This is a genomic window from Methylobacterium sp. D54C, from assembly GCF_053345595.1.
Genome location: NZ_JBKFAK010000001.1, coordinates 714997 through 740787, shown reverse-complemented (window position 1 = coordinate 740787; position 25791 = coordinate 714997). Strand labels below are relative to the sequence as shown.

Here is a 25791-nt window from a genome sequence, read left to right as displayed (position 1 = left end):
ACCCTAATCCGCGCGTGCGGATCCGCTTTTCGGCCGGGAAGCCGGTGAGCCGACGCGTCAGCCGACCAGGGCCCGCACCGTCAGGAACAGGATCGAGGGTCCGACGAGGCAGCCGATGCCGGTGTGGAACGTCGCCGTCAGTGCGCCGTAGGGGACGAGCTTCGGATCCGTCGCCGCGAGGCCCCCGGCGACTCCGCTGACCGTACCCATCAGGCCGCCATACGCCATGGCCGAGCGCGGGTTGTCGAGGCCGATCAGCCGGGCGACCAGGGGCGTTCCGACCATCACCATCACCGCCTTGGTCACTCCGGTGGCGATGGACAGCGCCATCACGGTGGAATCCGCGCCGATCGCCGCGCCGGTGACGGGCCCGACGATGTAGGTGATCGCCCCGGCGCCGATCGTCGTGATCGAGACCGCGTCGTGATAGCCGAAAGCCACGGCGGTCAGGGTGCCGACGATGAACGGCAGGATCGTGCCCAGCGCCAGCGCCAGGACACCCAGTAAGCCCGCGCGCCGCGCCTCGATCACGTCGACCTCGAAGGCGGTGGCGACGATGGCGAAGTCGCGCAGCATCGCCCCGCCCATGAGGCCGATCCCGGCGAGCGCCGGGATGTCGGCGAGGCCCTTCTTCCCGCCCGTGTAGAGCCCGCCGACATAGGCGAGCACCAGACCGAGCACGATCGCGATCGCGGAGCCGTGGACCCGGCCGTTGGTCAGGTGCTTGGCGGCGAAGTTCGAGACCAGGATCAGCGCGCCGACCACCGCGAAGGCGGCCACGAGGCTCTGCTCGACGAAGACGTGCTCGATGCCGTGCCAGATGTCGTGTCCCATGGCGATCACCCCTTCCTGGCGACGGGTTCGGCGTCGCCGCCGATCACGGATCCGCCGTGCTCGACGGGGCCGCTGCCGGGATCGCGCCGGCCGATCCGGCTCAGCAGGGCGACCGCGCCGAAGCACAGGACCAGGGAGCCGGTCGCGGCGATCAGCACGATCGGGCCGCCGCTCACCGCGGCGACGACGTTCTGCTGGGCCGCCATGGCAACCACGATCGGGATGTACATCCCCGCCCAGAACTCGACGCCGAACTGGACGCCCTTCGTCAGGCGGCCCCGGCGGGACAGCCACAGGCGCGCGGCGATGAGCAGGATCATGGCGATGCCGACGCCGCCGACATTGGCCTTCACGCCGAGGGCCAGGCCGAGGAGATCGCCGAGATACACGCCGACCAGCGTGCAGGCGGCGAGCAGGGCGACACCGAGGACGATCATCGGCGTTGCCCCTTCGAGGAAGCGGCTCTTCCGGCCGCATCCGACGGCCGTATGGACGCGTGCGACATGGCGCATTGCCCTCCCGGGTCGGCCTCGGAGGCCGTTGGTGAAAGTATGCAAGATATTGACAGGTGCGCAATCCCGTATACGAAACTGTGATAGAGAAGGGTTTGAGAATACCAGAGTGCCCGCTATATGACGTTCGGTACACCGGTGGGAGCACGCGGATGGGCGAGTGGCGCGGTGAGAGGCAGGCGCGCGACGCGCGGATCGCGGCGGGGCGCGCCCACGCGGACGGCAAGGTCGTGCCGGCCGGAGCCGTGGTCGACCTCTTGGAGGCCATCCTGCGGCCCGGCGACCGCGTCTGCCTCGAGGGCGACAACCAGAAGCAGGCCGACTGCCTCGCCCGCGGCTTGAGCGCCTGCGATCCCGGGAAGATCCACGACCTGCACATGGTCCAGTCGGGGATCGTGCTGCCCGAGCACCTCGACGTGTTCGAGACCGGGATCGCGAAGCGGCTCGACTACTCGTATTCGGGCCCGCAGGGCGCCCGCATCGCCAAGATGCTCTACGGCGGCCAGATCGAGCTCGGGGCGGTGCACACCTACCTGGAGCTGTTCGCCCGCTACTTCGTCGACCTCACGCCCAACGTGGCGCTGATCGCCGGCGTCTCGGCCGACCGGAACGGCAACCTGTATACGGGGCCGAACACCGAGGACACGCCGACCGTCGTGGAGGCGACCGCCTTCAAGAACGGCGTCGTGGTCGCGCAGGTCAACGAGATCGTCGACGCGGTCCCGCGGGTCGACATCCCGGGCGACCGGATCGACTTCGTGGTCGAGGCCGACAGGCCCTTCTACGTGGAGCCGCTCTTCACCCGCGACCCGGCGGCGATGACCGAGACGCAGATCCTTATCGCCATGATGGCGATCAAGGGCATCTACGCCGAGTACGGCATCAAGCGGCTCAACCACGGCATCGGGTTCGGCACGGCGGCGATCGAGCTGCTGCTGCCGACCTACGGCGAGAAGCTCGGCCTCAAGGGCAAGATCGCCACGCACTGGGCGCTGAATCCGCACCCGACCCTGATCCCGGCGATCGAGTCCGGATGGGTCAAGCAGGTCCACTGCTTCGGCTCCGAGGTCGGGATGGACCGCTACATCCGCGAGCGGCCGGACGTCTTCTTTACCGGCGCCGACGGGAGCCTGCGCTCGAACCGGGCCTTCTGCCAGACCGCCGGCCTCTACGCCTGCGACATGTTCATCGGCGCGACCCTGCAGATCGACCTGATGGGCCATTCCTCGACCATCACCCAGTCGCGGGTGGCGGGCTTCGGCGGGGCGCCCAACATGGGGTCGGACCCGCACGGACGACGCCACCCCTCCGACGCCTGGATGAAGGCCGGCCGCGAGGGCCAGATCGTCGGCGATCCGGCACTGATGCGCGGGCGCAAGCTCGTCGTGCAGCTGGTCGAGACCTTCGGCGACAAGCTGGTGCCGACCTTCGTGGAGAAGCTCGACGCCCTCGAACTGGCCAAAAAGATCGGCCTCGAGCTGGCGCCGGTCATGATCTACGCGGACGACGTCACTCACATCGTCACCGAGGAAGGCATCGCCAACCTCCTGCTCTGCCGCGACGCCGACGAGCGCGAGCAGGCGATCCGGGGCGTGGCCGGCTACACCGAGGTCGGTCGCGGTCGAGACCGGGCGAAGGTCGAGGAGCTGCGCGCCCGGGGCGTCATCCGACGCCCGGAGGATCTGGGCATCGAGCCGCTCGACGCCGACCGCGCACTGCTCGCCGCGAAGTCGATCAAGGATCTCGTGCACTGGTCCGGCGGGCTCTACGAGCCGCCCGCCCGCTTCCGGAACTGGTAGCGTCGCGCGATGACGTATCCGCACCCGAGGAGCCGGCGATGGAATCCCTGACCTTCCGCAACACCACCAGGAAGCCGCTGGCCGGCTCGGCGCCGAGCGCGATCACCGGCGTCGTCGCCTCCGGCAACCTGGAGATCCTGCTGGAGCGGGTGCTGCCGCCGGATGCCTGCGAGGTGGCCATCGAGACCCCGATCGCCGGCTACGGCGACGTCTGGGAGGCGGTGGTGGCCGATTTCGTTGCCCGGGCGCAGCCGGGCGGCCTCCGCATCAGCATCAACGACGGCGGCGCCCGCCCCGACACCGTGTCGCTGCGCCTGCTCCAGGGCGCGCGGCTGATGGAGGCCTGACCATGGCTGCCGACCGCGCCGCGCGCTTCGATCCGGACGCCCTGAGCTGGTACGAGGCCACCGCCCGCCAGCGCGTACTGGCGCTCACCGATCCGGGAAGCTTCCGCGAGTTCCTGCCGCCGACCGAGCGGCGGATGAGCCCGCACCTGCCGCTCTTCGACCTGCCCCGCGCCTTCGACGACGGCATCGTGGTCGGGAGTGCGCGCCTCGACGGCGACCCGGTCCTGGTCGCCGCCCAGGAGGGCCGCTTCATGGGCGGCGCCTTCGGCGAGGTGCACGGCGGCAAGCTGGTCGGCCTGCTCCGCGCGGCCCTGGAGCTGAAGCCGAAGGCGGTCCTTATTTTGTTCGATACCGGCGGCGTCCGCCTCCAGGAGGCCAATGCCGGCGAGACGGCCATCGCCGAGACCATGCGGGCCATCGTCGACGTCCGCGCGGCCGGCATCCCGGTCGTCGGGCTGATCGGCGGGCGGGCCGGCTGCTACGGCGGCGGCGGCCTCATCGCCGGCACCTGCTCGCGGCTCGCCGTGTCGGAGAGCGGGCGCATCTCGGTCTCCGGCCCCGAGGTGATCGAGACCAACAAAGGCGCCGAGGAGTTCGATTCCCGCGACCGCGCTCTGGTCTGGCGGACCATGGGTGGCAAGCACCGTCGCCTGATCGGGGGCGCCGACGCCTTCTGCGCCGACACGGTCGCGGCCTTCCGCGCGGCCGCCAGCGACCTCGTCGGCCGCGCGCCGGCCTTCGATCTGGCGACCCTGGACGCCGAGCAGGCGCGCCTGGAGGCCCGGATCGAGCGGTTCGGCGATTGCCGCGACGCCACCGAGGTCTGGGCGCGCCTCGGCGTGAACGATCCCGACGCGGTGCCGGCGATGGACACGCCCGCCTTCGACGAGACCGTGACCCGGAGCCCGGAGGCCGACCATGACGCTCGCTGAGATCCTCGCCTCCCTGTTCCCGCGAGGACACGCGGTGGCGGTGCGCGACGGCCTCGTGACCGGGACCGGCCCCTTCGCGGACGGCCGGATCCACGTGGTCGGCATCGACGGCGATACGCCACTGGGCGTCGACGGGGCGCTGGTCCTGTCGCGCGCCGTGCTCGACGCCGTCCGGGTTGGCGACCGCGCGCCGATCCTCGTGGCGGTGGATTCCGACAGCCAGCGCATGAGCCGCCGCGACGAGTTGCTGGGTCTCAACGAGTGCCTCGCGCATCTCGCCAAGGCGCTGCTCCTGGCCGACCGGTCGGGCCATCCCACGATCGGGCTGATCTACGGCCACTCGGCCGCCGGCGCCTTCATCGCCACGGCGCTCGCGACGCGGGTCCTCGCGGCGCTGCCCGGGGCGAACCCGAGCGTGATGGACCTGCCGTCCGTCGCCCGGGTGACCAAGCTGCCGCTCGACACGCTGAAGGACATGGCGAAGTCGACGCCCGTCTTCGCGCCCGGCCTCGACAACATGGTGGCGACCGGCGCCGTCCACGTGGTTCTGAACCCGGACCTGCCCCTGGAGGGTCAGATCCGCGATGTGATGGGAACCCTGCCGGCGGAGGATATCCGCGACCGGCTGGGCGCCGAGCGGGGCGGTCGCCCGGTCGCCCGCACCGTCGCGGCGGCCGTGGCCGACCAAGCCCGTCTTGGCTGAGCCGTTCCGACGCCACGACCTCGTCCGGGTCGATCCGGCGGCCTGGGCGGCGTGGCGCGCGGACCGGCCCGACCTCGGCGCCGTCCCCCATCTCGACGGCTGGGCCGCTGCGGGCCGGCCGCTGATCGTCCGCCGCCGCGTCCCCGGAGAGACCGGCGACGCGGTGCCGCTCGGCCTGCCGCTGCCGCCCGCGGATGGCAAGCGGCGGATCGGGCTAGCGCTGCCGGCATCGGCGCTGGCGCCCGCACCGGTGGTGACCCTCGCCCAGGCCGCCACTTGCGCGCCGGCGGCCTGGGGCCCGACCCTCGACGCGCTGACGGCGCTCGGCCGACGGCACGGCCTCGTGCCGCGCCCCTTCGGCAGCCTCCTCTGGCAGGCGGTCACGGGCCTGACCTACCTCAGCGCCACCTCCGACCTCGACCTGCTCTGGCCGTGCCCACCACCGGTGCCGGTCGACCTTCTCGACGGCATCGCCGCCGTGGCGGAGACGGCGCCGATGGGCATCGACGGCGAGATCCAGTTGCCGGACGGCGCCGGTCTGCACTGGCGCGAGCTGCGCGACGCGCCGGAGGACCGCTCGGTGCTCGCCAAGAGCCTGGATCAGCTGCTTCTGCGGCCGGTCGCGGGCCTGCGCGGCCCGGGCGCGGCATGACCCTCGCGATCCTCCTCTCCGGCCAGGGTGGTCAGCACCCGGCGATGTTCGACCTGACGGCCGATCGTCCGGCGGCTCAGGACGCGTTCGCGGCCGCCAGACCGCTCCTCGGCGGCGCCGACCCGCGCGACTTGGCCCGGGCCGGCGGCGACAACCTGCACGCTAATCGGACCGGCCAGATCCTGTGCTGCGTCGCCGCCCTGGCGGAGTGGCGGGCGCTGGCCGAGGCGGCACCGGACCGGTCGATCGTGGCCGGCTACAGCATCGGCGATCTCGCGGCCTGGGGCGTCGCCGGGCGCCTCGACCCCGCCGACGTGCTGGCCCTTGCGGCAAGACGGGCGGAGGCCATGGACGCCGCGTCCGGCGCGGGGTTCGGCCTGGCGGGGATCCGCGGCCTGAGCCTCGACGCGCTCGCGGATCTCGCGGCGCGCCACGGCTGTCACCTCGCCATCCGCAACGCGGCCGACAGCGGCGTCGTCGGCGGTCCGCGCGCGGCGCTGGAGGTGCTGTGCCGGGAGGCGACCGGCGCGGGCGCGCAGCGCGCCGTGGTCCTGCCCGTTCACACGCCGTCGCACACGCCCCTGCTCGACGCCGCGACGGTCGCATTCCGGGACGCGCTCGCCGCGGTGCCGCCGCGCCGCCCGCCGCCCGGAGCGCCCCGGCTGCTCAGCGGGCTGGACGGGAGCACGGTGTTTCGGGATGCCGAGGGTCGCGGGAAGCTGGCCCTCCAGATCTCGCGCACGATCGACTGGGCCGCCTGCCTGGAGGCGTGCCGCGAGTACGGCGCGGACCGCGTCCTCGAGCTCGGGCCGGGCCACGCCCTCGCCACCATGGCCCGGGCCGCCCTCCCGGCGGCGCGCGTCCACGCCGTCGAGGAATTCCGCTCGCTCGACGGCGTGGCGGACTGGCTCGCGCGACCTTAGCCGTGCCGCACTGGGGCCGCATAACCATTGCAGATGGCTGTCGAGTTGCGACGCTAGTCTGGCGATGTGCCGGTCCGGCTCCGCTTGCTTGGCGCAATACTGATGTCGACACATCGCCTTGACGCGCGGCCCGTTGCGGTCGTAGCAGCCGGGCATCTTCGGGACGGGACGGGTTCATGACGGCCAAGCGAGCGCTGATCACGGGTGTGACGGGCCAGGACGGCGCGTATCTGGCGCAGCTGCTCCTGCAGAAGGGCTACGCCGTCACCGGCATCGTGCGGCGCTCCAGCCACGCCGGCGTCTTCGACCACCGGTTGAAGTGGCTCGGCATCACCGACGACGTCGAGTTGGTCGACGGCAACCTGCTCGACCAGTCCGCCCTGCTGCGCATCGTCCAGGCCACGAAGCCCGACGAGATCTACAACCTCGCCGCCCAGTCGTTCGTGACCTCGTCCTGGCAGCAGCCGCTGCTCACCGGGCAGGTGACCGGCCTCGGCGCGGTGCACATGCTGGAATGCCTGCGCTCGGCGGCGCCCCAGGCGCGCTACTACCAAGCCTCGACCTCGGAGATGTTCGGCCTGATCCAGGAGGCCAAGCAGAGCGAGTCGACGCCCTTCTACCCGCGCTCGCCCTACGGCGTGGCCAAGCTCTACGCGCACTGGATGACCATCAACTACCGCGAGAGCTTCGGGCTGCACGCGTCGAACGGGATCCTGTTCAACCACGAGAGCCCGCTGCGCGGCGTCGAGTTCGTGACCCGCAAGGTCACCGACGCGGTGGCGCGGATCAAGCTCGGCCAGCAGAGGGAGCTGCGGCTGGGCAACATCGACGCCAAGCGCGACTGGGGCCACGCCCGGGACTACGTGAAGGCGATGTGGCTGATGCTGCAGCAGGACCGCCCGGACGATTACGTGATCGCCACCGGCCGGACCACGACCGTGCGGGACATGTGCGAAATCGCGTTCAAGCATGTCGGCCTGACGGTGGACGACCACCTGATCGTCGACCCGGCGCTGTTCCGGCCGGCGGAGGTCGAGGTGCTGCTGGGCAACCCGGCCAAGGCCAAGGCGACCTTCGGCTGGGAGGCCGAGACCAGCCTCGAGGCGCTGATCACCGAGATGGTCGACGCCGACATCAAGCGCCTCAGCGCCAACGCCTGAGCCGTCGGGCTCGCCGCGAGCGGGCTCCGGATCCATATGGCGCGCATCCCCGGACGGAGAGGCGCGCCGTGAAGACCTACCAGCTCTACATCGACGGCCAGTCCGTCGATCCGGTCGAGGGCTCGTGGTTCGAGTCCATCGACCCCTATCGCGGCGAGCCCTGGGCGCGGATCCCGCGCGCTGGGCGCGCCGACGTCGACCGGGCGGTAGCCGCGGCCAAGCGCGCCATGTGGGACGGACCCTGGGCGATCATGACGGCCTCGGCCCGCGGCAAGGTCCTGCGCCGGATCGGCGATCTCGTCGAGCGCGAGGCCAAGGCGCTGGCCGAGATCGAGGTCCGCGACAACGGCAAGCTCTTCGCCGAGATGTACGGCCAGACCCGCTACCAGCCGGAATGGTGGTGGTACTACGCGGGGCTCGCCGACAAGGTCGAGGGCGCGCAGGTGCCGATCGACAAGCCCGAGACCTTCGCGTTCACTCGGCACGAGCCCGTAGGCGTGGTCGGGGCGCTGACGGCGTGGAACTCGCCGCTCCTGTTCGTCGCCTGGAAATGCGCGCCCGCGCTCGCGGCGGGCTGCGCGGTCGTGGTGAAGCCGTCCGAGTTCGCCTCCGCGAGCACGCTGGAATTCGCCCGCCTGACCAAGGAGGCAGGGCTGCCCGACGGCATGTTCAACGTCGTCACCGGCTACGGCGGCGAGGCCGGCACCGCCATCGTCGAGCATCCCGACGTCGCCAAGATCACCTTCACGGGCTCCGACGTCACCGGAGCGAAGGTCTACGAGGCCGCCGCGCGGCAGATCAAGCGCGTCTCCCTGGAGCTCGGCGGGAAGTCGCCCAACATCGTCTTCGCCGACGCCGACCTGAAGTCCGCTGCCGCGGGGGCGATCTCGGGCATCTTCGCGGCCACCGGGCAGACCTGCATCGCCGGCTCGCGCCTGCTGGTCCAGAACAGCATCCGCCAGGAATTCACCGAGCGGCTCGTCGAACTCGCCCGTACCGCCAAGCTCGGCGACCCGATGCAGGCCGACACCAATATCGGGCCGATCACGACGCCGCCCCAGTACACGAAGGTTCTCGACTACATCGCGCTCGCCAAGAGCGAGGGCGCGCGCTGCGTCTTCGGCGGCAACCCCGCCTACGGTCCCGGCGTGCTCGGCGGCCAGTTCGTCGAGCCGACCATCTTCACGGGCGTCACCAACGACATGCGCATCGCCCAGGAGGAGGTGTTCGGCCCGGTGCTGTCGATCATCGGATTCGAGGACGAGGCCGAGGCGCTGAGAGTCGGCAACGACGTGATCTACGGGCTCGCGGCCGGCGTCTGGACCCAGGATATCGGCCGCGCGATGCGGATGTCGAAGGGGCTGCGAGCCGGCACCGTCTGGGTGAACACCTACCGGGCGGTGAGCTACATGATGCCCTTCGGCGGCATGAAGCGCTCGGGCATCGGCCGCGAGAGCGGCATCGAGTCGATCCGCGAGTACCTGGAGACCAAGAGCGTGTGGATCTCCACGAGCCGCGACGCGCCGGAGAACCCCTTCGTCATGCGCTGAGCCCGCGGGCCGCGCCGCGATCCGTGGCGGCGCGGTCCCTAATCCGGGGCCGATTGGGCGCGGTCCGGCGGCAGCGCGAGGGATGCCAGGACGAAGCCCATGAAGAAGAGGAAGTACTGGTTGACCGACAGTTCCTCGAACATGAGCGACGGGATCAGGAACACCGCGCTGTAGGTCAGGAACGGCCCGAAGGCGGCGGGCGCCAGCAGGATCCGCCCGAGGCCGGCGACGAGCAGCAGCGCCGCGGCGATGCCGCTCTGGAGTGCCAGCGACACGAAGCCGTTGTGTGGTGTCACGAGCCCGGTCAGGGCCTGCAGCTCCTCCCGGCGGGCGACCTCGCCGACGCCGAACGGGTACTCGAGGACCAGCTGGAGCGCGGTCACGCCGGACAGGAACCGCTCGTCGAAATTGCCCGTGACGTTGTGGTCCTCGGCGAAGCGCCGCTCGATCGCCTGGGACAGCGTCCCCGGCAGCGGGATCTCCCCCGTCACCGCCCAGGCCACGAGCAGGACGCCCAGGACGCCGAGCGCGGCCAGCACCGCGGGCGCCTTGAGGTTCCGCCGCATCAGCAGGCCCAGGAACAGGACCGGCATGAACAGGCCGGCGCGGTTGTTGGTGAACGGGAAGCTCGCCAGGAGGCCCGCGAAGTAGGCGAGATAGACGATCTTCAGGCGATAGCGCAGGCTGAGTAGCAGGGCCGCGGCCCCCGCCAGGGCGAAGACGTGGCCGGTCTCGTTACCGGAGGCCCAGAGGCCGCCCTGCTTTTCCTGCACGAACAGCTTCAGCTCCTCGTCGAGCCCGTCCGTGGGAACGGCGAGTCCGAACCGGTCGAGCGGCATGCCGGAGGCGGCGAGCAGCAGGACCGCGAGGGAGGCGAGCATCCCGGCGAGCAGGCCGACGCAGAACGCTTCCTCGACGCGCCGGTCGCGGAACATCACCAGCAGGATGAACGCCTGGAACACGTAGAGCAGCAGGACGAGGGTCAGGTAGACGTCGCCCGCCTGCTTGTGCGCCTTCAGCACCAGCGAGGCCGCGATCAGCGCCAGGATGCCGGCGAGGGGCGCGGCCTGCCGCAGTGCCTCCGCCACGACGGCGCGGCGCAGGCCCAACCAGGGGATGAGCAGGAACGGCAGCAGGTCGGACAATCGCTGGAACGGCAGCCCGAAGGTCGAGGTCAGGACGTTGAAGTTCAGGGCGGCGCCGAGCAGGAACACGGCGACGCGGTCCGTGAGGAGGGACGCGGCCGGCGCGCGCGTCTCGATCGGCAACGCCTGTCCCGCCATCACCCTGCACCGTCCCCGCGTATCGGCCGCCGATGAACCCTCCGCCGGCCGCGGCCTCTAGCGGGCAGTGTCGCCCACAAAGGTTGGCGGAGGGTGCAGATCAGGCGGAGCGTCTCAGGAACAGGCCGACGGCCGTGCGGAGCGTGCCGCGCATGAAGATCCAGGCGAGGCCCAGATAGGCCGCGATCCCGAGTCCGACCGCCGCGAACAGGCCGACCCGGTCCCCGAGGTTGGCGTGGATCGGCCCCTGGACGACCAGCACCAGCCCGGCCATCGCGCCGGCGCAGAGCGTGATCGGCGCGAGGAGCCGCACGAGCCGCCCGTTCGTGACCGGGACGACGCGCCCGGCGCTGGCGACGATCGCGGGCGTGAACAGGTAGGCCCGCGCCACGTGCCCGGCGACCAGGGCGGCGAGGCCGAAGGGCGCGGTGACGAGGGCCGCCGCGGCGCCGAGGCCGAACTGCGCGCCGGCGAGCCGCAGGGCCGTGCCGTTGCGGCCCAGGGCCGTGAAGATCATCCACAGCATCGAGGTGGCGACGAATTCCGGGGCGAGGAGCGCGAGCGTCCGCAGCACCGGCGCCGCGTCGTGCCACTGGTCGCCGAACAGGAACGGGATGAGGGTCGGGGCGACGGCCGCCATGCCGAAGAAGGCCGGCACGGCCAGGAAGGCCGAGGCCTGGGTGAAGCCGTGGAAGGCCGCGGCCAGCTCGCCCGGCCGGTCCTGGAGCCGCGCGTAGGTGGTCAGCCCGACCGTGGTCAGCGGGATGACCGCGACCTGGCTCACGAGGTCGATGCAGCGCCACGCGAGGCGCAGGTAGCCGACATCGGTGGCGGACAGGAAGTAGGCCGCGATGACCTCCTGGCTCCGGATCGAGGCGACGAGCAGCAGATAGGTGCAGAACAGCCGCGAGCCGAACGCGATCTGCTCGCGCACGGAGGCGAGGTGCAGCCGCAGCGGCGGAATCCAGCGGGCCGCCGCCCAGGTCAGGAGCGTGGTCGCGGTCGCGGCGACGAGCCGCTGCACCACCAGGCTCCAGACGCCGTAGCCGTCGAGGGCCAGCACGAGGGCCGCGGCGCCGCCGAGCACGTTGGCGCCGAGCGCCCGCAGGGCGAGCTTGCGGAAGCCGAAGCTCCGCTGGAGCCGCGCTTCGTGGATCGCGCCCGCGGCGGTGATGACGAAACAGGCGGAGAGCGCGCACAGGACCGGCCGCAGCGCCGGCAGGTCGAAGATCCAGGCGATCGGGCCGGCCAGGGCCACGAGGCCCACGGCGCACAGGACACCCGCGGCGAGCATCACCCAGAAGGCGGTGGCGGCGAAGTCTTCGTCGAGGTCGGCGCGCTGGACCACCGCGTCGGGCAGGCCGCAGCGGGCGACGATCTGCAGGATGTCGATGAAGACCGCGGCGATCGCCACCATCCCGAACTCGGCGGGCCCGATGAGGCGGGCGAGCACGAGGAACACCCCGAAGCTGAGGACCACGTTGCCGACCGAGGCCACCGCCACCCAGCGCGCGGCGTCGAACGAGCGCCGCGTCACCGCGGCGCCGGAGGCGAGCCCCGGCTCCTCCTCGGCGGCGGCCGCCTCCGACAGGACCGGCGCGGCGGCGCTCACGGGCGGCTCGCCCGACGCTCGGCAACGAGTTCGGCGTAGAGATCGAGGTACTTCTCGGCGACGCGCTCCGAGGTCGATTCGCGGATGACGTGCTGGAAGGCGCGCTCGTCCGGCAGGTCACCGCGGCCGCGGGCGATCACGGTCCGCAGCCGTGCGGCGAGGTCGGCGTCGTCGCCCGGCGTGAACAGCCAGTCGGCGTTGTCCTCGCCGATCAGCTCGGGGATGCCGCCCGAGCCCGCCCCGATCACCGGAACGCCCATCGTGTAGGCCTCGTAGATCGTCCGCGGCGACGGCTCGGCCCAGAACGACGGGACGATGAGCACGTCGATCGCGCTGAGGAACTCGGCGGGTTCCGCCCAGCCGACGAAGTCGATGGGCAGGCCCTCGGCCTGCGCCTTGAACCGCTCGATCGAGTCGTCCATCGCGTGGCCGGCGACGAGGCAGCGCCAATCGCCGGGACCGATCCGCCGGAAGGCGTCGATCATCGTGCCGACCCCCTTCTCGGTGTTGATCCGGCCGAGATAGCCGAAGGTCATCGGCTGGCCGGTCCGGTCGATCCGGCGCCTGGCCTCCGGGTCGCCCTCTGGGACGGTGCAGGAATAGAAGATCACCCGGCGCCGCTCGGGCGCGAGATGCGCGAACAACCCGTGGTCGACATGGGTCTTGAGGATCTCGGTCCCGACGCTGACGACGGCGCCGACCGACCGGTTCGTGATCTGCTTGGCGGCGTTGACCACCTTGCAGCCCAGATGCCAGCGGTCGCACGGCTTGCCGTCCCTGAACATCGCGGCGTTGCCGCAGATCAGGTCGTACTCGCAGACCGTGTGGACGATCGGGATCCCGCGCTTGGCCGCCTCGCGCCAGACGAGAGTCGAGACGTCGAGCAGCGAGTGCGTGTTCACGATGTCGGGCCGGAAATCGTCGAGGACGCGGCCGAACTCGGCCGCGACGGCGAAATTCCACTGCTGCTTGAGCTTCGCCCAGGCGCGGCCGAAGCGGCTCGCCTGGGGCCAGTCCTCGAGCCAGAAATCGTTGTGGTGGGCCATGCGGTAGACAGTGACGCCGCCGCGCACGCTCTTGGGCTCGGGCTCCCGGGCGATGCAGGCCGCCGCCACCGTGTGGCCGGCCGCGACGAGTTCCTCGGCGAGGTGCTCCACCGAGCGCTCGGCGCCGCCCACGATGTAGGGCGGGTAGAGGGCGCTGAGATGCAGGATCCGCAGGGGGCCGGTCACCGCGCGTGCGGCCGCCTGATCCCTCGGGCGGTCCCGGTCCTGGGCGCGGGGTTCCTCCGAGAGGACCCGGGCGAAGCTCGACGACAGGGTGGGGGTCATCATGAACGGCACTCGCTGAGGTGCGGGCGCTCCGCGCGGGCGGAAGGCTCGGGAAGCGGTTCGATGGAGGCCGCGTCGCGGGTCGCGGCGTAGAGATCGAGATAGGCGGTCGCCACAGCGACCGGATCGGTGCCAACGCGGATGCGTGCGGCGCTGGCGAGCCCCTCGGCGAGACGGGCCGGCTCCGCGATGATCCGGGCCATCGCGGCGGCGAGCGCCGGCGCGTCGCCGGGCGGGACCAGCCAGGGGCCGGACCCGACCTGCTCGCCGATGCCGCCGGTCGCGGTGCCGATCACCGGGACGCCGCGCCCGTAGGCCTCCGCCACCGTCCGGCCGAAGGGCTCGGGCCAGATCGGCGGGACCACGAGGCAGTCGAGATCGTCCAGGAAGGCGTCGCGCTCGGCGTAGCCCGCGAAGGTCACGGGCAGGCCCTCGGCCAGGGCTCGAAAGCGGTCCAGTCCGTCCACGGCGCGACCCGCGACGGCGAGGCGCCAGCCCGCCTCCGGCAGGCGCCGGCAGGCCTCGAGGAGGATGTCGAGGCCCTTCGCACCCTCGATCCGGCCCAGATAGCCGAACCGGACCGGCGCGCCGGGCGCCCGCTTCGCCCGCGTCACCGGCGAGCCGGGCGGGATCGGGTTCCAGATCACCCGGCGCAGCGCCGGCGGCACGTGGGTGAAGAGGCCGGCCGCGAGGTGGCGGTCGAGGATGTCCGAGCCCACGGCGGCGACGGCCGTCACGGCGCGCTGGCAGCGCCGGTGCGGCGCGGCGTAGAGGCGGCACTTGAGATGCTGCCGGGCGCAGGGACGCCCGTGGCGCACCATCGCGCCGTTGGTGCAGAGGCTGGTGAAGTCGTGCAGCGTGTGCACGACCGGCACCCGGAGCCGCCGGAGCATCGGCCAGAGCGCCGGCGGTAGCTCGGAGATGGAATGCGTGTTCACGAGGTCGGGGGCGAAGTCCCGGACCGCCCGCGCCATCCGGTCGACGGCGTGGCGGTTCCACTGCGCCGCGACCTTGTAGCGGAGGCGCTCGACCCGCCCGCGCTGCGGCCAGTCGAGGATGTGGAACGGCGTCCCGTAGCCGGTCCGGTAAACCGTGACGCCGTCCTGCAGGACCGGTCCGCCTTCGGTCCGCGCCGCGCAGGCAACGGCGACGCTGTGGCCGAGATGCGCCTGGGTCCGGGCGAGCGTCTCGACCATCAGTTCGGCGCCACCGACCTGCTCGGGTGCGTAGAGGGAGCTAAGGTGCAGGATGCGCATGCGGCACCTCCCGGGCGGACCGCGCCGCCGCGCCGTCTTGCAGCGCGTCGAGCAGCAGCGTCTCGTAGCGGCGGGCGGTCTCGGCCCAGTCGTAGCGCCGGACATTGTCGCGGCCGCGGGCGATCAGCGCGTCCCTGAGATTGGGCTCGTCGAGCAGGCGGCGCAGGCACTCGGTCAGCGCCGCCGCGTCGGCGGGATCGAAGGTGAGGGCGCCGGCTCCCGCGATCTCGGGCGTCGCGGAGCGGTCCGAGCAGATCACCGGACAGTCGAGGGCCTGCGCCTCCAGAACGGGCAGGCAGAATCCCTCGGCGAAGGACGGGACGCACAAGCACAGCGCGCCGCGATAGAGGGCCGCCAGCCTGTCGTCGCCGATGCCCGACAGGCGGGTCAGGGGGACCAGCGCGTTGCCGAGTGCGGCGGCGACGGCCTCGGCGGAATCCTCGCCGACGTGGACGATCCCGATCCCCGGCCTCCCGAGCGCGACCACGGCGCGCGCAAGGGTCGCGAAGTTCTTGTTGTAGAGGGCGTTGCCGACGGCCAGCACGTAGGGCGCCGCTGGGACACCGGCGGCGGATCCGCCCGCCGAGGGGTCGAGCATGGCCGCGGACGGCACGGTCTGCGTCCGGCCGCGGAGCCGCGGGTAATGGTACTCCAGATCGCGCCGTGTCGCCTCCGAGACGGCGATTACCCGGGCGCTGTTGCCGAGGACCAGGCGGAAGATCGGGTCGGTGGTCAAGGCCTCGCGGGAGCGGATGCGCTCGGGCAGGGTGCGGAAATAGAGGTCGTGCACCACGCTGACGCGGGCGCGGCCGCCGAAGGCCGCCCCGTACGGGTCGATGTTCAGCACCACGTCGACGGCGCGGGCGCGGCACAGCCGCGGGACGGCGAGGCACTGGCGCAGGACGTCGAGCAGCATGATCCGCGGCCGCGGCACCGTCACGACCTCGACGCGGTCGCGGATCGACGCCGGCAGCTGGTCGCGGCGCCACGGGGATCGGAGCACCACCGCGAAGGTGCCGCGCGCGACCAGGCCGGCGATCACCCGGAAGGCGACGAGCGCGACGCCCGACGGCCGACCGGGATGCTGGCTCGGCATGTTGACGAGGACGCGCGGCATGGCGGGTCTGACGGCTCCGAACGGGAAGGGGGATCGCCGGCCCGTCAGGCCCGGCCGGCGACCTGGAGGATGATGGCGGCGAGATCGCGCTGCATGCGCTCCGCGCCGTAGCGGGACAGCGCCCGCTCGCGCGCGCGCTCTGTGCGTGCGCCGAAGGCTTCGGGATCGGCGAACAGCGCCGAGAGGGCCGCCGCGAGGCGATCCGGCCGACGCGGCGGCACCAGCGTCCCGGCCGCGCCGCCGTCGAGGATCTCGGCGGAGGCGCCGGCGTCGGTGGCGATCACCGGCACGCCGACCAGCATTGCCTCGACCAGAGTGCGACCGAACGGTTCGGGATCGACCGAGGGGTGCACGACCGCGTCGACCGCCTGCATCAGCCGGGGGACGTCGTCGCGCTGTCCGAGGAACAGCACCCGGTCCGAGAGGCCGCGCCGCGCCGCGAGGTCGCGCAGGTGCGCCGCGTAGGCATCCTCGCCGAAGAGCGGCGCCCCGACCACGACGCAGCGGAGGCCGGACAGGGTCGCCAGCGCCTCGATCAGAACGTCCTGCCCCTTCCACGGCGCGAGGCGGCTGAAGACGCCGACGAGGGGGCCGTCCGGCAGGCCGAGTTCCGCGCGCAGAACGGCGGCGGAGCAGGGTGCCGGATCGACGTCGAGGCCGTTCGGCACGACGCGGATCAGCGACCGGCGGCCGCCGGCCTGGACGAAGGCCCGCGCGGCGGCCTCGGAGGGAACGATCACCCGGGCGGCGCAGAGATTGGCGAGCCGGATCTGCAGGATGCGCTGCGCCCGGCCGAAATGCGCCCCGTCGAGGATGTCGTGGAGGTGCCAGATCAGGGGGCGCCCGGCGGCGCGCGCGGCCAGAGACGAGAGCAGGAAGGCCTTCTGCGAGTTGGCGTAGACCACGTCGCAGGACCGGGCCGATCGGGCGATCTCCAGCGCCAGGGAACCGAGCTGTCCCAGGACCGGGAGCGCGCTAAGCGGGGACACATCCCGCCGGAGGCCTGCCAGGGCGGACCGGCGGCGCGCGAGACGGATCTCCAGACCCGCGTCGCGGAGGGCCGCGGTCAGCGCGCCGTCCTCGAACAGGAAGGCGCTGGAGCCCGCCCAAGGCCGGACGGCGTCGCGGAGCACCAGCTCGGCACCCGACATCGTGCCGGTATGGCTCACGAACAGGACCCGCGGCCGCGCGGCGACAACCGACCGCGCGGCCTGCGCCCGGTCCAGGAGGCCGCGCTTCGCGAGCGCGTCGGCGGGGAGCACTTCGGTCATCGCGCGCTCGCGGCCGTGCGGGGATTGGGCAGCGGCATCACGTCGTAGGTCGACTGGATGCCCGGGCGGACCATCGTCATGGCGATCCCGAGGACGTGTCCGCCGGCGCGGCGCAGGTTCGCCACGGTCTCGACCGTATCGGAGAGCTGCGAGCGGCCGTAGCGGGCGCAGCAGAGCACGCCGTCGACGTGGCGGGCCAGCATCGCCGCATCCATCAGGAGGCTGGTCGGCGGGGTGTCCAGGAGGACGAGGTCGTAGCGGCGGCTCCACTTGAGGAAGTCGGCCATCCGGTCGCCCATCAGGAGCTCGGTCGAGTCGGCCGTCGGCGTTCCCGCGGGGATGACGTCGAAGCGTCCGGCCTGGATCACCGCGTCGGCCGGGTCGATCTCGCCGCGGAGCACGCCGCCGAGGCCGGGGCCGCGGCCGAGCCCGAGGGAGGCCTCGAAGTTCGGCCGCCGCAGGTCGCACTCGACCACCAGCACCCGGCGGCCGCTCGCTGCGCCGATGCCCGCCAGCGCGAAGGCCGTGAACGACTTGCCCTCCCGCGGCTTCGCCGAAGTCACCAGGATGACGCGGGACTTGCCGGCGCCCGCCAGCACGAGATGGGCGTGCAGGTTGCGCAGGACGTTCTGCATCACCGGGTCGACCCGCGCCCGCGACAGGGCCTCCGCGAGGTCGAGCTCGCGCTGCCGCTCGGAGAAGCGGCCGACAAGTCCGGCGGGCTCCAGGCTCGGCAGCTGCGCGAAGACCGGGGCGCCGGTGCCGGCCATGAGCTGCGCCGAGGTGCGCACGCGCCGGTCGGTGTAGTCGCGCAGCAGCGCGGCGGCGGCCGCGAGCACGCCCGCCAGCACGACGCCGCCCGCCAGGAACGGCACGGCCTTGGGCGAGAACGGCTCCTGCGGCAGCTCGGCGAGGCTGACGAGCCGCGTGCTGCCGGTGAGGATGCGCCGCTCGGTCTCCAACTCGCCCGCCCGCTTGACCAAGTCGGCGTAGCGGGTGCGCTTGATCTCGGCGTTGCGCACCATGCCCTCGATCGACGCTTCGTCGTCCATGGCGGCGGCGGCGTCGGTCTTCGCCGTCTCGAGCTGGGCGCGCAGCGACTTGGCCAGGGCGTTCGAAGCCTCGTAGGACTTGCGCAGACCCTTGGCGACGTTGCCGATCTCCTGCTCGATCCGCGCGCGAAGGCTCGCCTGCTCGGTCTCGAGCGCCCGGATCACCGGGTGGTTCGCGCCCAGCAGTGTGCTCTGGTTGGCGAGCTGCGCGCTGACGCCGCTGAGCTGCTGCTTCAGCGAGACGATGGTCGGGCTTGCCAGGACGGCCGGGGCGCTGTCGGCGCCGCGGGCACCCTTGGCCTCGATCTCGGAGAGCCGCGCGGCCGCGTCCGCCTTGGCGGTCTCGGCCGCGGCGAGCTGCTGGCTGATGCTGGTGAGCCGCTCCGCGCTGATCGGGGCGAGCGAGCCCTTCAGCAGGCCCTTGCGGCGCCGGAAGGTCTGGATGCGGGTCTCGTCGGCCCGAATCGAGGCGTCCAGCTGGCTGATCTCGGTGTGCAGCCAGTCGGCCGCCGCCTTGCGGCTCGAGGCCTGTGCCTCGCGCTGGTCGTCCAGGAAGGCGTTGATCAGGCCGTTGGCCATCGTCTGCGCCGTCTCGGGCAGCGGCGACTTGTAGCCGATGGTGATGATGCGCGAGCGGCCGGAGCTCAGGACCGTGTAGCGCTGCTGCAGGTACTCGACGAACGCGTTGCGGTCGGTCGTGAGCTTCGTGCAGGCGGCATCCTTCTTCTCGCTGATCCGGTCGGGATGCCCGCCCGAGGCCGCGTATCGGCACTCGGCCAGCACCGCGGCGACGAGGTTGTCGTCGATCGCGAGGCGCAGGAGCCGCGGCGAGCGGATCACCAGGATCTGGCTCTCGATATCGGCCGGGTCGCCGATCTTCTGGATCCAGGCCATCGAGGCGTTGTTGGCGCCCGGTTCCGCCTCGGCCACGATGACCGAGCCGCTCGCCACGTATTGCCGCTGGATCATCAGCAGCGCGGTCACGGCGAGGCCGAGGACGGTGGCGAACACCGCCGCGAACAGGTACCGGCGATGCCAGATCCGGGCGAGGGCCGCGGCCAGCGGCCCGCCGCGCGCCGGCTCCTGGGCGAGGGCGCGAACCGGCGTCCGGTCGGCCAGATCGACAGTCAGGAAGGACATGCGGCGCGTCCTCAGCCGACGGCTTCGAGGCGCGGCAGGATCCGCGGACGCGTCTCGCAGGCGGCCCGGTGCATCGCCATCTGGTCGTCGACGAAGGTCGAGAACCGGCTGCGGAACAGCTCGGCCGAGAACATCTCGGCCTGCGCCCAGCAGGCCTCGCGGGTGAAGTGGCTCTCCTGCAGCAGGAAGCGCTGGACGCACTCGGCGATGGCCACGGGCTCGGGCGTGTCGAAGAACATCCCGGTGCGCTGCGGGCCGCGGGTCTGGACCGTCTCGCGGGCGCCCCCGCGGCCCAGCGCGAGGACCGGCGTGCCCTCCGACGTGGCCTCGACCACGATGATCCCGAAATCCTCCTCGGCCGCGAAGATGAAGGCGCGGGCCGTGGCCATGAGGTGGCGTAGCTCCGCGTCGGGCACGAAGCCGGAGAACGACACGTTCGGCCCCGCGATCTCGCGCAGCCGCGCGGCATCGGGCCCGGTGCCCGCCACCACGAGTTCGAGGTCTGGGAGCAGCGCGAACGCGCGGATCACCGCCTCGACGTTCTTGTACGGCACCAGCCGGCTGGCCACGAGGAAGTGGTTGCCGCGCGCCCCGTCATACCGCTGGCTCGGCAGCGTGATCGGCGGGTGGATGACCTCGGCGGTGCGGCCGTAGACCTTGTGGATGCGGCGGGCGACGAAGGCCGAGTTGGCCACGATCGCGTTGGGGCCGGCCGCCGTGCGAAAATCCCAGACGCGCATCCGGTGCAGGATCAGCCGGGCGAGCACGCTCTTCATGCCCGCGTCGCAGCCGCTCTCCCGCAGGTAGGTGTGCTGCATGTCCCAGGCGTAGCGCATGGGCGAGTGGATGTAGGAGACGTGGAGCTGGTCGGGCCCGGTTAGGACGCCCTTCGCCACCGCGTAGCTGCTCGAGATGACGAGATCGTAGGCCGACAGGTCGAACTGCTCGATCGCGAGCGGCATCAGCGGCAGGTAGTTGCGGTGCCGCGTCCGCGCGAAGGGCATGCGCTGGATGAAGCTCGTATGCGCCTGGGTGTAGCCCAGCCGCGCCCGGTCTGCTTCAGGCAGGAAGTCGAAGAGCGCGAAGACATCCGCGTCCGGATAGATCCGCAGCAGCTGCTCGAGGACACGCTCGGCGCCACCGACGATGTACAACCAGTCGTGAACGATCGCGACACGCATCACAGCTTCCTCGTCGGTGCGCCGGACGCTGGACCATGCATTCCGTCCCGCCGGTCCCGCCGGTGACAGCGGGCCAAGGCACACACGAGAGGGTAATAGCAGCGTGATCTGTAAAAAAGGGGTCACCGCCGCAGCAACAGTCGAAAATAGCGCCTGTTTAGACGCGAGACGCGGCGTGTAAACTTAATTTTTGCCAATAATTAACGTTAAGCGAAGGGTGTTCTGAGACCTGCAATCTTCGGCATGACTCCCCGTGGGTGCCCGCTGCGCCGGGTGGGCACACCTGCGGCGGGGGCCCGGCTGCGCGGCCTACGAAGCGGCCGGAACGGGCAGGGGATCGGGCGAGGGCCGCCGGTCGAGCCGGCGCCGCAGGGCCGCGATCACCGGCGTCTCGACATACCGGAACAGCAACTCGCCGGCGGCGACCGCCGCCGGGAACGCGATCGCGAAGATCAGGGCGGCGCGCGCGAAGCCGGGCGCGACGACGAGCGCCGCGATCTTGGCGGCGCTGTGCAGCAGCAGGTTGTGGACCAGGTAGAAGGAATAGCTGGCATTGCCCTGCGACAGCAGCCAGCGCGACTTCAGGGCGATGCCGCCCCGCTCCAGCAGCAGCATCGCACCGACGATCAGGACGGCCGCTGACCCCCAGATCAGCGGGCGCGCGAACCCGGACAGCTCGGGGCTGACGCCGAGCGCGTCGGTCACGATCTGGCCGCCGAGGATGAGCAGAAGAGCGGCCGCGACGGCCGCGCACGCCACGCGCCGGACCGGGAAGCCCGCGGCCGGCGCCCGGAGCCGCAGGTAGGCGTATCCCAGCCCGATGCCGGCGGCGAACTCGATCAGGATCGGCTTCGTGTAGTACGCCCAGTAGAGATTCGACGCGGGCAGCAATCCGAGCAGGATCAGCGCCAGGAAGATCGCGGCCGCACCGAACGCCCGGAAGGCGGGTCTCGGCACCACGAGCAGCGCCGCGAAGACCACGTAGAAGAACATCTCGTAATTGAGTGTCCAGCCCACGGAGTTGAGCGGCTCGACGAAGCCGCCGCGGGAGAACGGCAGGAACAGCAGGGACTGGACGACGTAATCTGGCCGGATCTCCACGATCCCGATGGGCTTCAGGCCCGTCAGCGCGATGAGCGCCAGGGCGAGCGTGACGAGCCAGTAGACCGGGACAACGCGCGACGCGCGGCGGAGCAGGAACTCGCCCGGGCTCTCGCGGCGCCCGCTCGTGCTCACGAACATGATGAACCCGGAGAGCACGAAGAACACGTCGACCCCGCTCGCGCCGAAGGCGAACAGATCCGGCCTCGGCAGCACGGGGCCGATGTAGAGGCCGAAATGCGTGAGGAAGACGAGGTACGAGGCGACGGCGCGCAGGATTTGGAGGTTGTAGATCATCGCGCGCCGGCTGATCGCTGGGCCCGCCCGGGACGGGCGACGTCGCGCCCTTATGGCCGAGATGGCCCCGCCGCGTCACGACGAGTCCGGAAACGTCCTAAATGGCCCGCGTCTCGAATTGAAGATCAGGCGGGGCATTTACACGCATGAGTTGCTAAATCCGCGAAATCTCTGGACGGACGATCACGAAAGCAAGAGCTGGAAAGTGATCGTAAAGGTCGCGTCGCCGAATGTAGGCCGCCGGCCACATCCGGTTCCTGTTTGCACGGCGCGCAACCCTATGCCGCCCTCTACGGACCGCTATTTACTATTAATCAATAGATAATTTGACGCCGAGCCGATCCGTTCAATAGCGTCGCGATAACTGGAATAAGGAGTTCCGCCTTGAACATCGCTCAAGACATCCGTGAGATTCTCGGGGCGAACGAAGCCTTCGCCGGGAAGGCCGACCAGCTCTCCGAGGATGACAGCCTGTTCGATCTCGGGCTGGACTCGTTCGGTTCCGTCCAGCTGATGCTGGGCCTCGAGGAGCGTTTCAGCATCGAGTTCCCCGACGAGCTCCTGAACCGCAAGTCGTTCTCGTCGATCCGCGCGATCCGCGAGGCCGTCTCCACCCTGATCCAGCAGGAAGCCGCATGAGCACGCTCGCCGCGCGCGCCGAGCGGGCCGCGGCGGTCGCGGCCCGCCACGCCGACGCCGTCGACCGCGAAGGCCGCTTTCCCGAGGAGGCCGTGGCCGCGATGAGGTCCGAGCAGTTGCTCGGCCTCCAGATCCCCGGCCAGTTCGGCGGCGAGGGCGCCGGGCTGACGCAGATCGCCGAGCTGTGCAGCACGCTCGGTCAGGCCTGCAGCGCGGCCGCGATGGTCTTCGCGATGCACCACATCAAGGTGTCCAGCCTCGTGACCCACGGCCTCGACAGCCCGTGGCACGGGCGCCTGATGGAGCGCATCGCGCGCGAGCAGCTGCTGGTCGCCTCCTCGACCACGGAGGCGGGCATCGGCGGCGACCTGCGCAACAGCCTCTGCGCCGTGGAGACGACCGGCGAGGTCTTCGCCCTCGGCAAGGACGCGTCGGTGATCTCCTACGGCGCACAGGCCGACCTGATCCTCGCCACGGCCCGGCGCCATCCGGACGCCGCGACGTCCGATCAGGTCCTCGTCGCGCTGATGGCCGACCAGATCTCGCTCGCGCGAACGGGCGACTGGGACACGCTCGGGATGCGCGGGACCTGCAGCGACGGCTTCCGCCTGGAGGCGCGGAATGTCCCGGTCGAGCAGATCCTGCCGAAGCCTTTCGCGGAGATCGCCGCCCAGTCGATGCTGGCCTCCTCGCACCTGCTGTGGAGCAGCGTCTGGTACGGGATCGCGACCTACGCGGTCGACCGCGCCCGCGCCTTCGTGCAGGCTGAGGCGCGGCGCCGGCCCGGGCAGGTCCCGCCGACCGCGACGCGCCTCGCCGAGGTCTCCAGCGCGCATCAGGCCATGCGCGGCACCATCGTGTCGGCCCTGCGCCGCTTCGAGGAGGCACACGGGGACGCCGACACGATCGGCTCGGTCGGCTTCTGCGTGATGCTCAACAACCTGAAGATCACCGTCTCCGACATGGCGGTCGACATCGTCCGGCGGGCGCTCGCGATCGTCGGCCTCGCCGGCTACCGCAACGACACGCCCTTCAGCCTGGGGCGGCCGCTGCGCGACGTCCTCTCCGCGCCGCTGATGATCGGCAACGACCGCATCCTCGCCAACACCGCCAAGCTCCTGCTCGTGCAGAAGGGCAGCGGCCAGCTCATGAGTGCGTGATGGAATCGATCTCCTCTGCCCCCGTCGACGTGCTGCTCGAGGACGAGCCGGCCGGCGGTCCCACCTTCCTCGACCGCCTGTTCGATCACGGCCTGCTCGTCCGGACCGGCATCGACGGCCTCTACGGCCGCAGCGGCGGCTTCGAGAGCGTCGTCGACGCCCTCGACCGGATGATCACGCGACTCGGGGCCGTTGAGGAGGCCGAGGTGCTGCGCTTCCCGCCGGCCATGAGCCGCCCGGCCTTCGAGCGCAGCGGCTACCTGAAGGGCTTCCCGAACCTCGCCGGCACCGTACACAGCTTCTGCGGCGACGCGCGCGGCCACGCCGAGATCCTCGCCTGCCTCGAGGCCGGGACCGACTGGACCGGGCAGCAGGAGGCCACCGACATCGTGCTGACGCCCGCGGCCTGCTACCCGGTCTACCCGGTCGCCGCCGCGCGGGGCGCGCTGCCGGCCGAGGGCCGCCTGTTCGACCTGCAATCCTACTGCTTCCGGCGCGAGCCCTCGCTCGAGCCGACCCGGATGCAGCTGTTCCGGATGCGCGAATACGTGCGCATGGGTAGCCCCGAGCAGGTCCTGGCCTTCCGCGAAGCCTGGCTCGAGCGCGGCACGGCCATGATCCGCGCCCTCGGTCTCCCCCTCGCGATCGACGCGGCCAACGACCCGTTCTTCGGCCGCGCCGGCCGGATGCTCGCCAACAACCAGCGGGCGCAGGGACTGAAATTCGAGCTGAACGTCCCGGTCAACAGCGTCGACAAGCCGACGGCCTGCCTCAGCTTCAACTATCACCAGGACCATTTCGGCAGCACCTGGGAGCTGCGCCAGGCCGACGGCGAGGTCGCCCACACGGCCTGCGTCGGTTTCGGCCTGGAGCGGATCACGCTGGCGCTCCTGCGCCACCACGGGCTCGATCTCGCCGCGTGGCCGGCCGCCGTGCGCGCCGAGCTGTGGGGCTGAGGCGGTGACCGTCGCGCTGCGCCTGCCGGAGGGTCTCGGAGCCGCGGGACCCTACGTCCCGCACTCGCTCCACGATTCCGGCCGCGACTGGCCGGAGACGAACTGCTACGTCGACCTCTGGATCGAGCTCCTGCACGGACGCGGCCTCGTGCCGGAGGCGATGCTGGGCTTCACCGTGAGGCAGGATTTCGAGGGCGACCAGTTCACCTTCTTCAAACCGCCGACCGGCGATATCGAGCGCCTCTACGGTCTGGAGGTGCTGGAACTCGCGGTCTACGGCGGCCTTGAGAACCACGCCGTGATCCAGGCCGCGGCCGGCCGGCCGGTGCTGGTCGAGGTCGACGCGATCTACCTGCCGGACACCCAGGGGACCACCTACGGACGCGAGCACGGCAAGACCACGATCGGGATCCTGGCCATCGATCCGGCCGCGCAGGAGCTCGATTACCTGCACAATGCGGGTCGCTTCCGCCTCGCCGGGAAGGATTACGCCGGGATCTTCGGGCCGGCGACGCTGCCGCCCTACGCCGAGTTCGTGAAGACCGTCGCACCGTCGCTTGGCCCGGCGGATCTGCCGGCGGTCGCGCGCGAACTGCTCGTCCGGCATCGCGCCCGGGCGCCCCGGCGCAACCCCGTCCTGGCGTTCCGCGACACCCTCGCGGCGACGGCCGCCGAGCTGGTCGTCCGGCCGCTCAGCGTGTTCCACGCCTACGCCTTCAACACGACGCGCCAGCTCGGCGGCAATTTCGAGATGCTCGCCAGCCATCTCACGTGGCTCGAGGCCCGGGAAGCCGGCGGATTCGGGCCTGCCGCCGCGGCCGCCGCGGACCTGAGCCGCGAGGCCAAGGCCTTCCAGTTCCAGCTCGCCCGCGCGTTCCATCGCCGCTCGGCCGAGGGCCTGGCGCCGCGCCTCGACCGCCTCGCGGCGACCTACGACCGCGTCTTCGCGGATCTCGACCGCGCGCTGGACCGCTGAGAGGCGT

At 71.5% G+C, this 25791-nt stretch carries 23 protein-coding genes; 12 read left to right on the top strand and 11 right to left on the bottom strand.

The features are described 5' to 3' along the window. Positions 1–57: 57 nt before the first annotated feature. Positions 58–822, bottom strand: coding sequence for a malonate transporter subunit MadM (gene madM, locus ACLBYB_RS03650; RefSeq protein WP_026604683.1), 765 nt, complete (start codon positions 820–822; stop codon positions 58–60). Positions 823–839: 17 nt separating this feature from the next. Continuing rightward, positions 840–1271, bottom strand: coding sequence for a malonate transporter subunit MadL (gene madL, locus ACLBYB_RS03645; RefSeq protein WP_056521778.1), 432 nt, complete (start codon positions 1269–1271; stop codon positions 840–842). Between the two features lie 227 nt (positions 1272–1498). Here madL and mdcA point away from each other — a divergent pair, with 227 nt between their 5' ends. The 8 genes from mdcA to ACLBYB_RS03605 all read left to right on the top strand — a co-directional run bounded on the left by mdcA (position 1499) and on the right by ACLBYB_RS03605 (position 9412). After that, the gene (gene mdcA, locus ACLBYB_RS03640; RefSeq protein ID WP_447697889.1) at positions 1499–3145 is read left to right on the top strand and encodes a malonate decarboxylase subunit alpha; all 1647 of its coding nucleotides are present in this window, start codon (positions 1499–1501) and stop codon (positions 3143–3145) included. A gap of 38 nt (positions 3146–3183) precedes the next feature. Next, the gene (gene mdcC, locus ACLBYB_RS03635) at positions 3184–3492 is read left to right on the top strand and encodes a malonate decarboxylase acyl carrier protein (RefSeq protein ID WP_447697888.1); all 309 of its coding nucleotides are present in this window, start codon (positions 3184–3186) and stop codon (positions 3490–3492) included. Positions 3493–3494: 2 nt separating this feature from the next. Continuing rightward, positions 3495–4424 carry a biotin-independent malonate decarboxylase subunit beta gene (locus ACLBYB_RS03630; protein ID WP_447697887.1) on the top strand — a complete coding sequence of 310 codons (930 nt, stop codon included), beginning with the start codon at positions 3495–3497 and terminating at the stop codon, positions 4422–4424. After that, positions 4411–5127, top strand: a complete 717-nt coding sequence (gene mdcE / locus ACLBYB_RS03625; protein WP_447697886.1) for a biotin-independent malonate decarboxylase subunit gamma — start codon at positions 4411–4413, stop codon at positions 5125–5127. The genes ACLBYB_RS03630 and mdcE overlap by 14 nt, the downstream gene beginning before the upstream one ends. Continuing rightward, on the top strand, positions 5120–5779 hold the full coding sequence (gene mdcG / locus ACLBYB_RS03620) for a malonate decarboxylase holo-[acyl-carrier-protein] synthase (RefSeq protein ID WP_447697885.1): 660 nt from the start codon (positions 5120–5122) through the stop codon (positions 5777–5779). The genes mdcE and mdcG overlap by 8 nt, the downstream gene beginning before the upstream one ends. Further along, positions 5776–6702 (top strand): acyltransferase domain-containing protein, encoded by a 927-nt coding sequence (locus ACLBYB_RS03615; RefSeq protein WP_447697884.1) that lies wholly within the window; start codon positions 5776–5778, stop codon positions 6700–6702. Before mdcG ends, ACLBYB_RS03615 begins: the two co-directional genes overlap by 4 nt. A 176-nt stretch (positions 6703–6878) precedes the next feature. Further along, a complete protein-coding gene (gene gmd / locus ACLBYB_RS03610; protein ID WP_447697883.1) occupies positions 6879–7862 on the top strand; it encodes a GDP-mannose 4,6-dehydratase in 984 nt (327 codons plus the stop codon). A 68-nt stretch (positions 7863–7930) separates the two neighbouring features. Next, positions 7931–9412 (top strand): aldehyde dehydrogenase, encoded by a 1482-nt coding sequence (locus ACLBYB_RS03605; protein WP_447697882.1) that lies wholly within the window; start codon positions 7931–7933, stop codon positions 9410–9412. A 38-nt stretch (positions 9413–9450) separates the two neighbouring features. On the opposite strand, the gene ACLBYB_RS03600 is transcribed toward ACLBYB_RS03605, so the two are convergent. From ACLBYB_RS03600 to ACLBYB_RS03560, 9 genes are all read right to left on the bottom strand, one after another. After that, on the bottom strand, positions 9451–10680 hold the full coding sequence (locus tag ACLBYB_RS03600; protein WP_447697881.1) for an O-antigen ligase family protein: 1230 nt from the start codon (positions 10678–10680) through the stop codon (positions 9451–9453). A gap of 115 nt (positions 10681–10795) precedes the next feature. Further along, positions 10796–12307 carry a lipopolysaccharide biosynthesis protein gene (locus tag ACLBYB_RS03595; protein WP_447697880.1) on the bottom strand — a complete coding sequence of 504 codons (1512 nt, stop codon included), beginning with the start codon at positions 12305–12307 and terminating at the stop codon, positions 10796–10798. Beyond that, positions 12304–13527, bottom strand: a complete 1224-nt coding sequence (locus tag ACLBYB_RS03590) for a glycosyltransferase family 4 protein (RefSeq protein ID WP_447698139.1) — start codon at positions 13525–13527, stop codon at positions 12304–12306. The genes ACLBYB_RS03595 and ACLBYB_RS03590 overlap by 4 nt, the downstream gene beginning before the upstream one ends. Before the next feature lie 110 nt (positions 13528–13637). Next, a complete protein-coding gene (locus ACLBYB_RS03585; protein WP_447697879.1) occupies positions 13638–14894 on the bottom strand; it encodes a glycosyltransferase family 4 protein in 1257 nt (418 codons plus the stop codon). Then, the gene (locus ACLBYB_RS03580; protein WP_447697878.1) at positions 14875–16011 is read right to left on the bottom strand and encodes a glycosyltransferase family 4 protein; all 1137 of its coding nucleotides are present in this window, start codon (positions 16009–16011) and stop codon (positions 14875–14877) included. Before ACLBYB_RS03580 ends, ACLBYB_RS03585 begins: the two co-directional genes overlap by 20 nt. A gap of 44 nt (positions 16012–16055) precedes the next feature. After that, positions 16056–17282 (bottom strand): glycosyltransferase, encoded by a 1227-nt coding sequence (locus tag ACLBYB_RS03575; protein WP_447697877.1) that lies wholly within the window; start codon positions 17280–17282, stop codon positions 16056–16058. Next, positions 17279–19474 carry a GumC family protein gene (locus ACLBYB_RS03570; RefSeq protein ID WP_447697876.1) on the bottom strand — a complete coding sequence of 732 codons (2196 nt, stop codon included), beginning with the start codon at positions 19472–19474 and terminating at the stop codon, positions 17279–17281. Before ACLBYB_RS03570 ends, ACLBYB_RS03575 begins: the two co-directional genes overlap by 4 nt. An 11-nt stretch (positions 19475–19485) precedes the next feature. Further along, a complete protein-coding gene (locus tag ACLBYB_RS03565) occupies positions 19486–20655 on the bottom strand; it encodes a glycosyltransferase (protein WP_100250971.1) in 1170 nt (389 codons plus the stop codon). A 309-nt stretch (positions 20656–20964) separates the two neighbouring features. Continuing rightward, the gene (locus tag ACLBYB_RS03560) at positions 20965–22053 is read right to left on the bottom strand and encodes an acyltransferase family protein (RefSeq protein WP_447697875.1); all 1089 of its coding nucleotides are present in this window, start codon (positions 22051–22053) and stop codon (positions 20965–20967) included. Positions 22054–22443: 390 nt separating this feature from the next. Between ACLBYB_RS03560 and ACLBYB_RS03555 the strand changes: the two genes are divergently transcribed. Genes ACLBYB_RS03555 through ACLBYB_RS03540 form a run of 4 tightly spaced genes read left to right on the top strand, consistent with a single transcriptional unit; the run spans position 22444 to position 25784 of the window. Further along, complete coding sequence (locus ACLBYB_RS03555) at positions 22444–22692, top strand: acyl carrier protein (RefSeq protein WP_170855117.1); 249 nt, start codon at positions 22444–22446, stop codon at positions 22690–22692. Beyond that, positions 22689–23852 (top strand): acyl-CoA dehydrogenase family protein, encoded by a 1164-nt coding sequence (locus tag ACLBYB_RS03550; RefSeq protein ID WP_447697874.1) that lies wholly within the window; start codon positions 22689–22691, stop codon positions 23850–23852. Before ACLBYB_RS03555 ends, ACLBYB_RS03550 begins: the two co-directional genes overlap by 4 nt. Further along, a complete protein-coding gene (locus tag ACLBYB_RS03545; protein WP_447697873.1) occupies positions 23852–24808 on the top strand; it encodes an amino acid--[acyl-carrier-protein] ligase in 957 nt (318 codons plus the stop codon). Before ACLBYB_RS03550 ends, ACLBYB_RS03545 begins: the two co-directional genes overlap by 1 nt. A gap of 4 nt (positions 24809–24812) precedes the next feature. Beyond that, a complete protein-coding gene (locus ACLBYB_RS03540) occupies positions 24813–25784 on the top strand; it encodes a DUF1839 family protein (RefSeq protein ID WP_447697872.1) in 972 nt (323 codons plus the stop codon). The last annotated feature ends 7 nt before the right edge of the window (positions 25785–25791 follow it).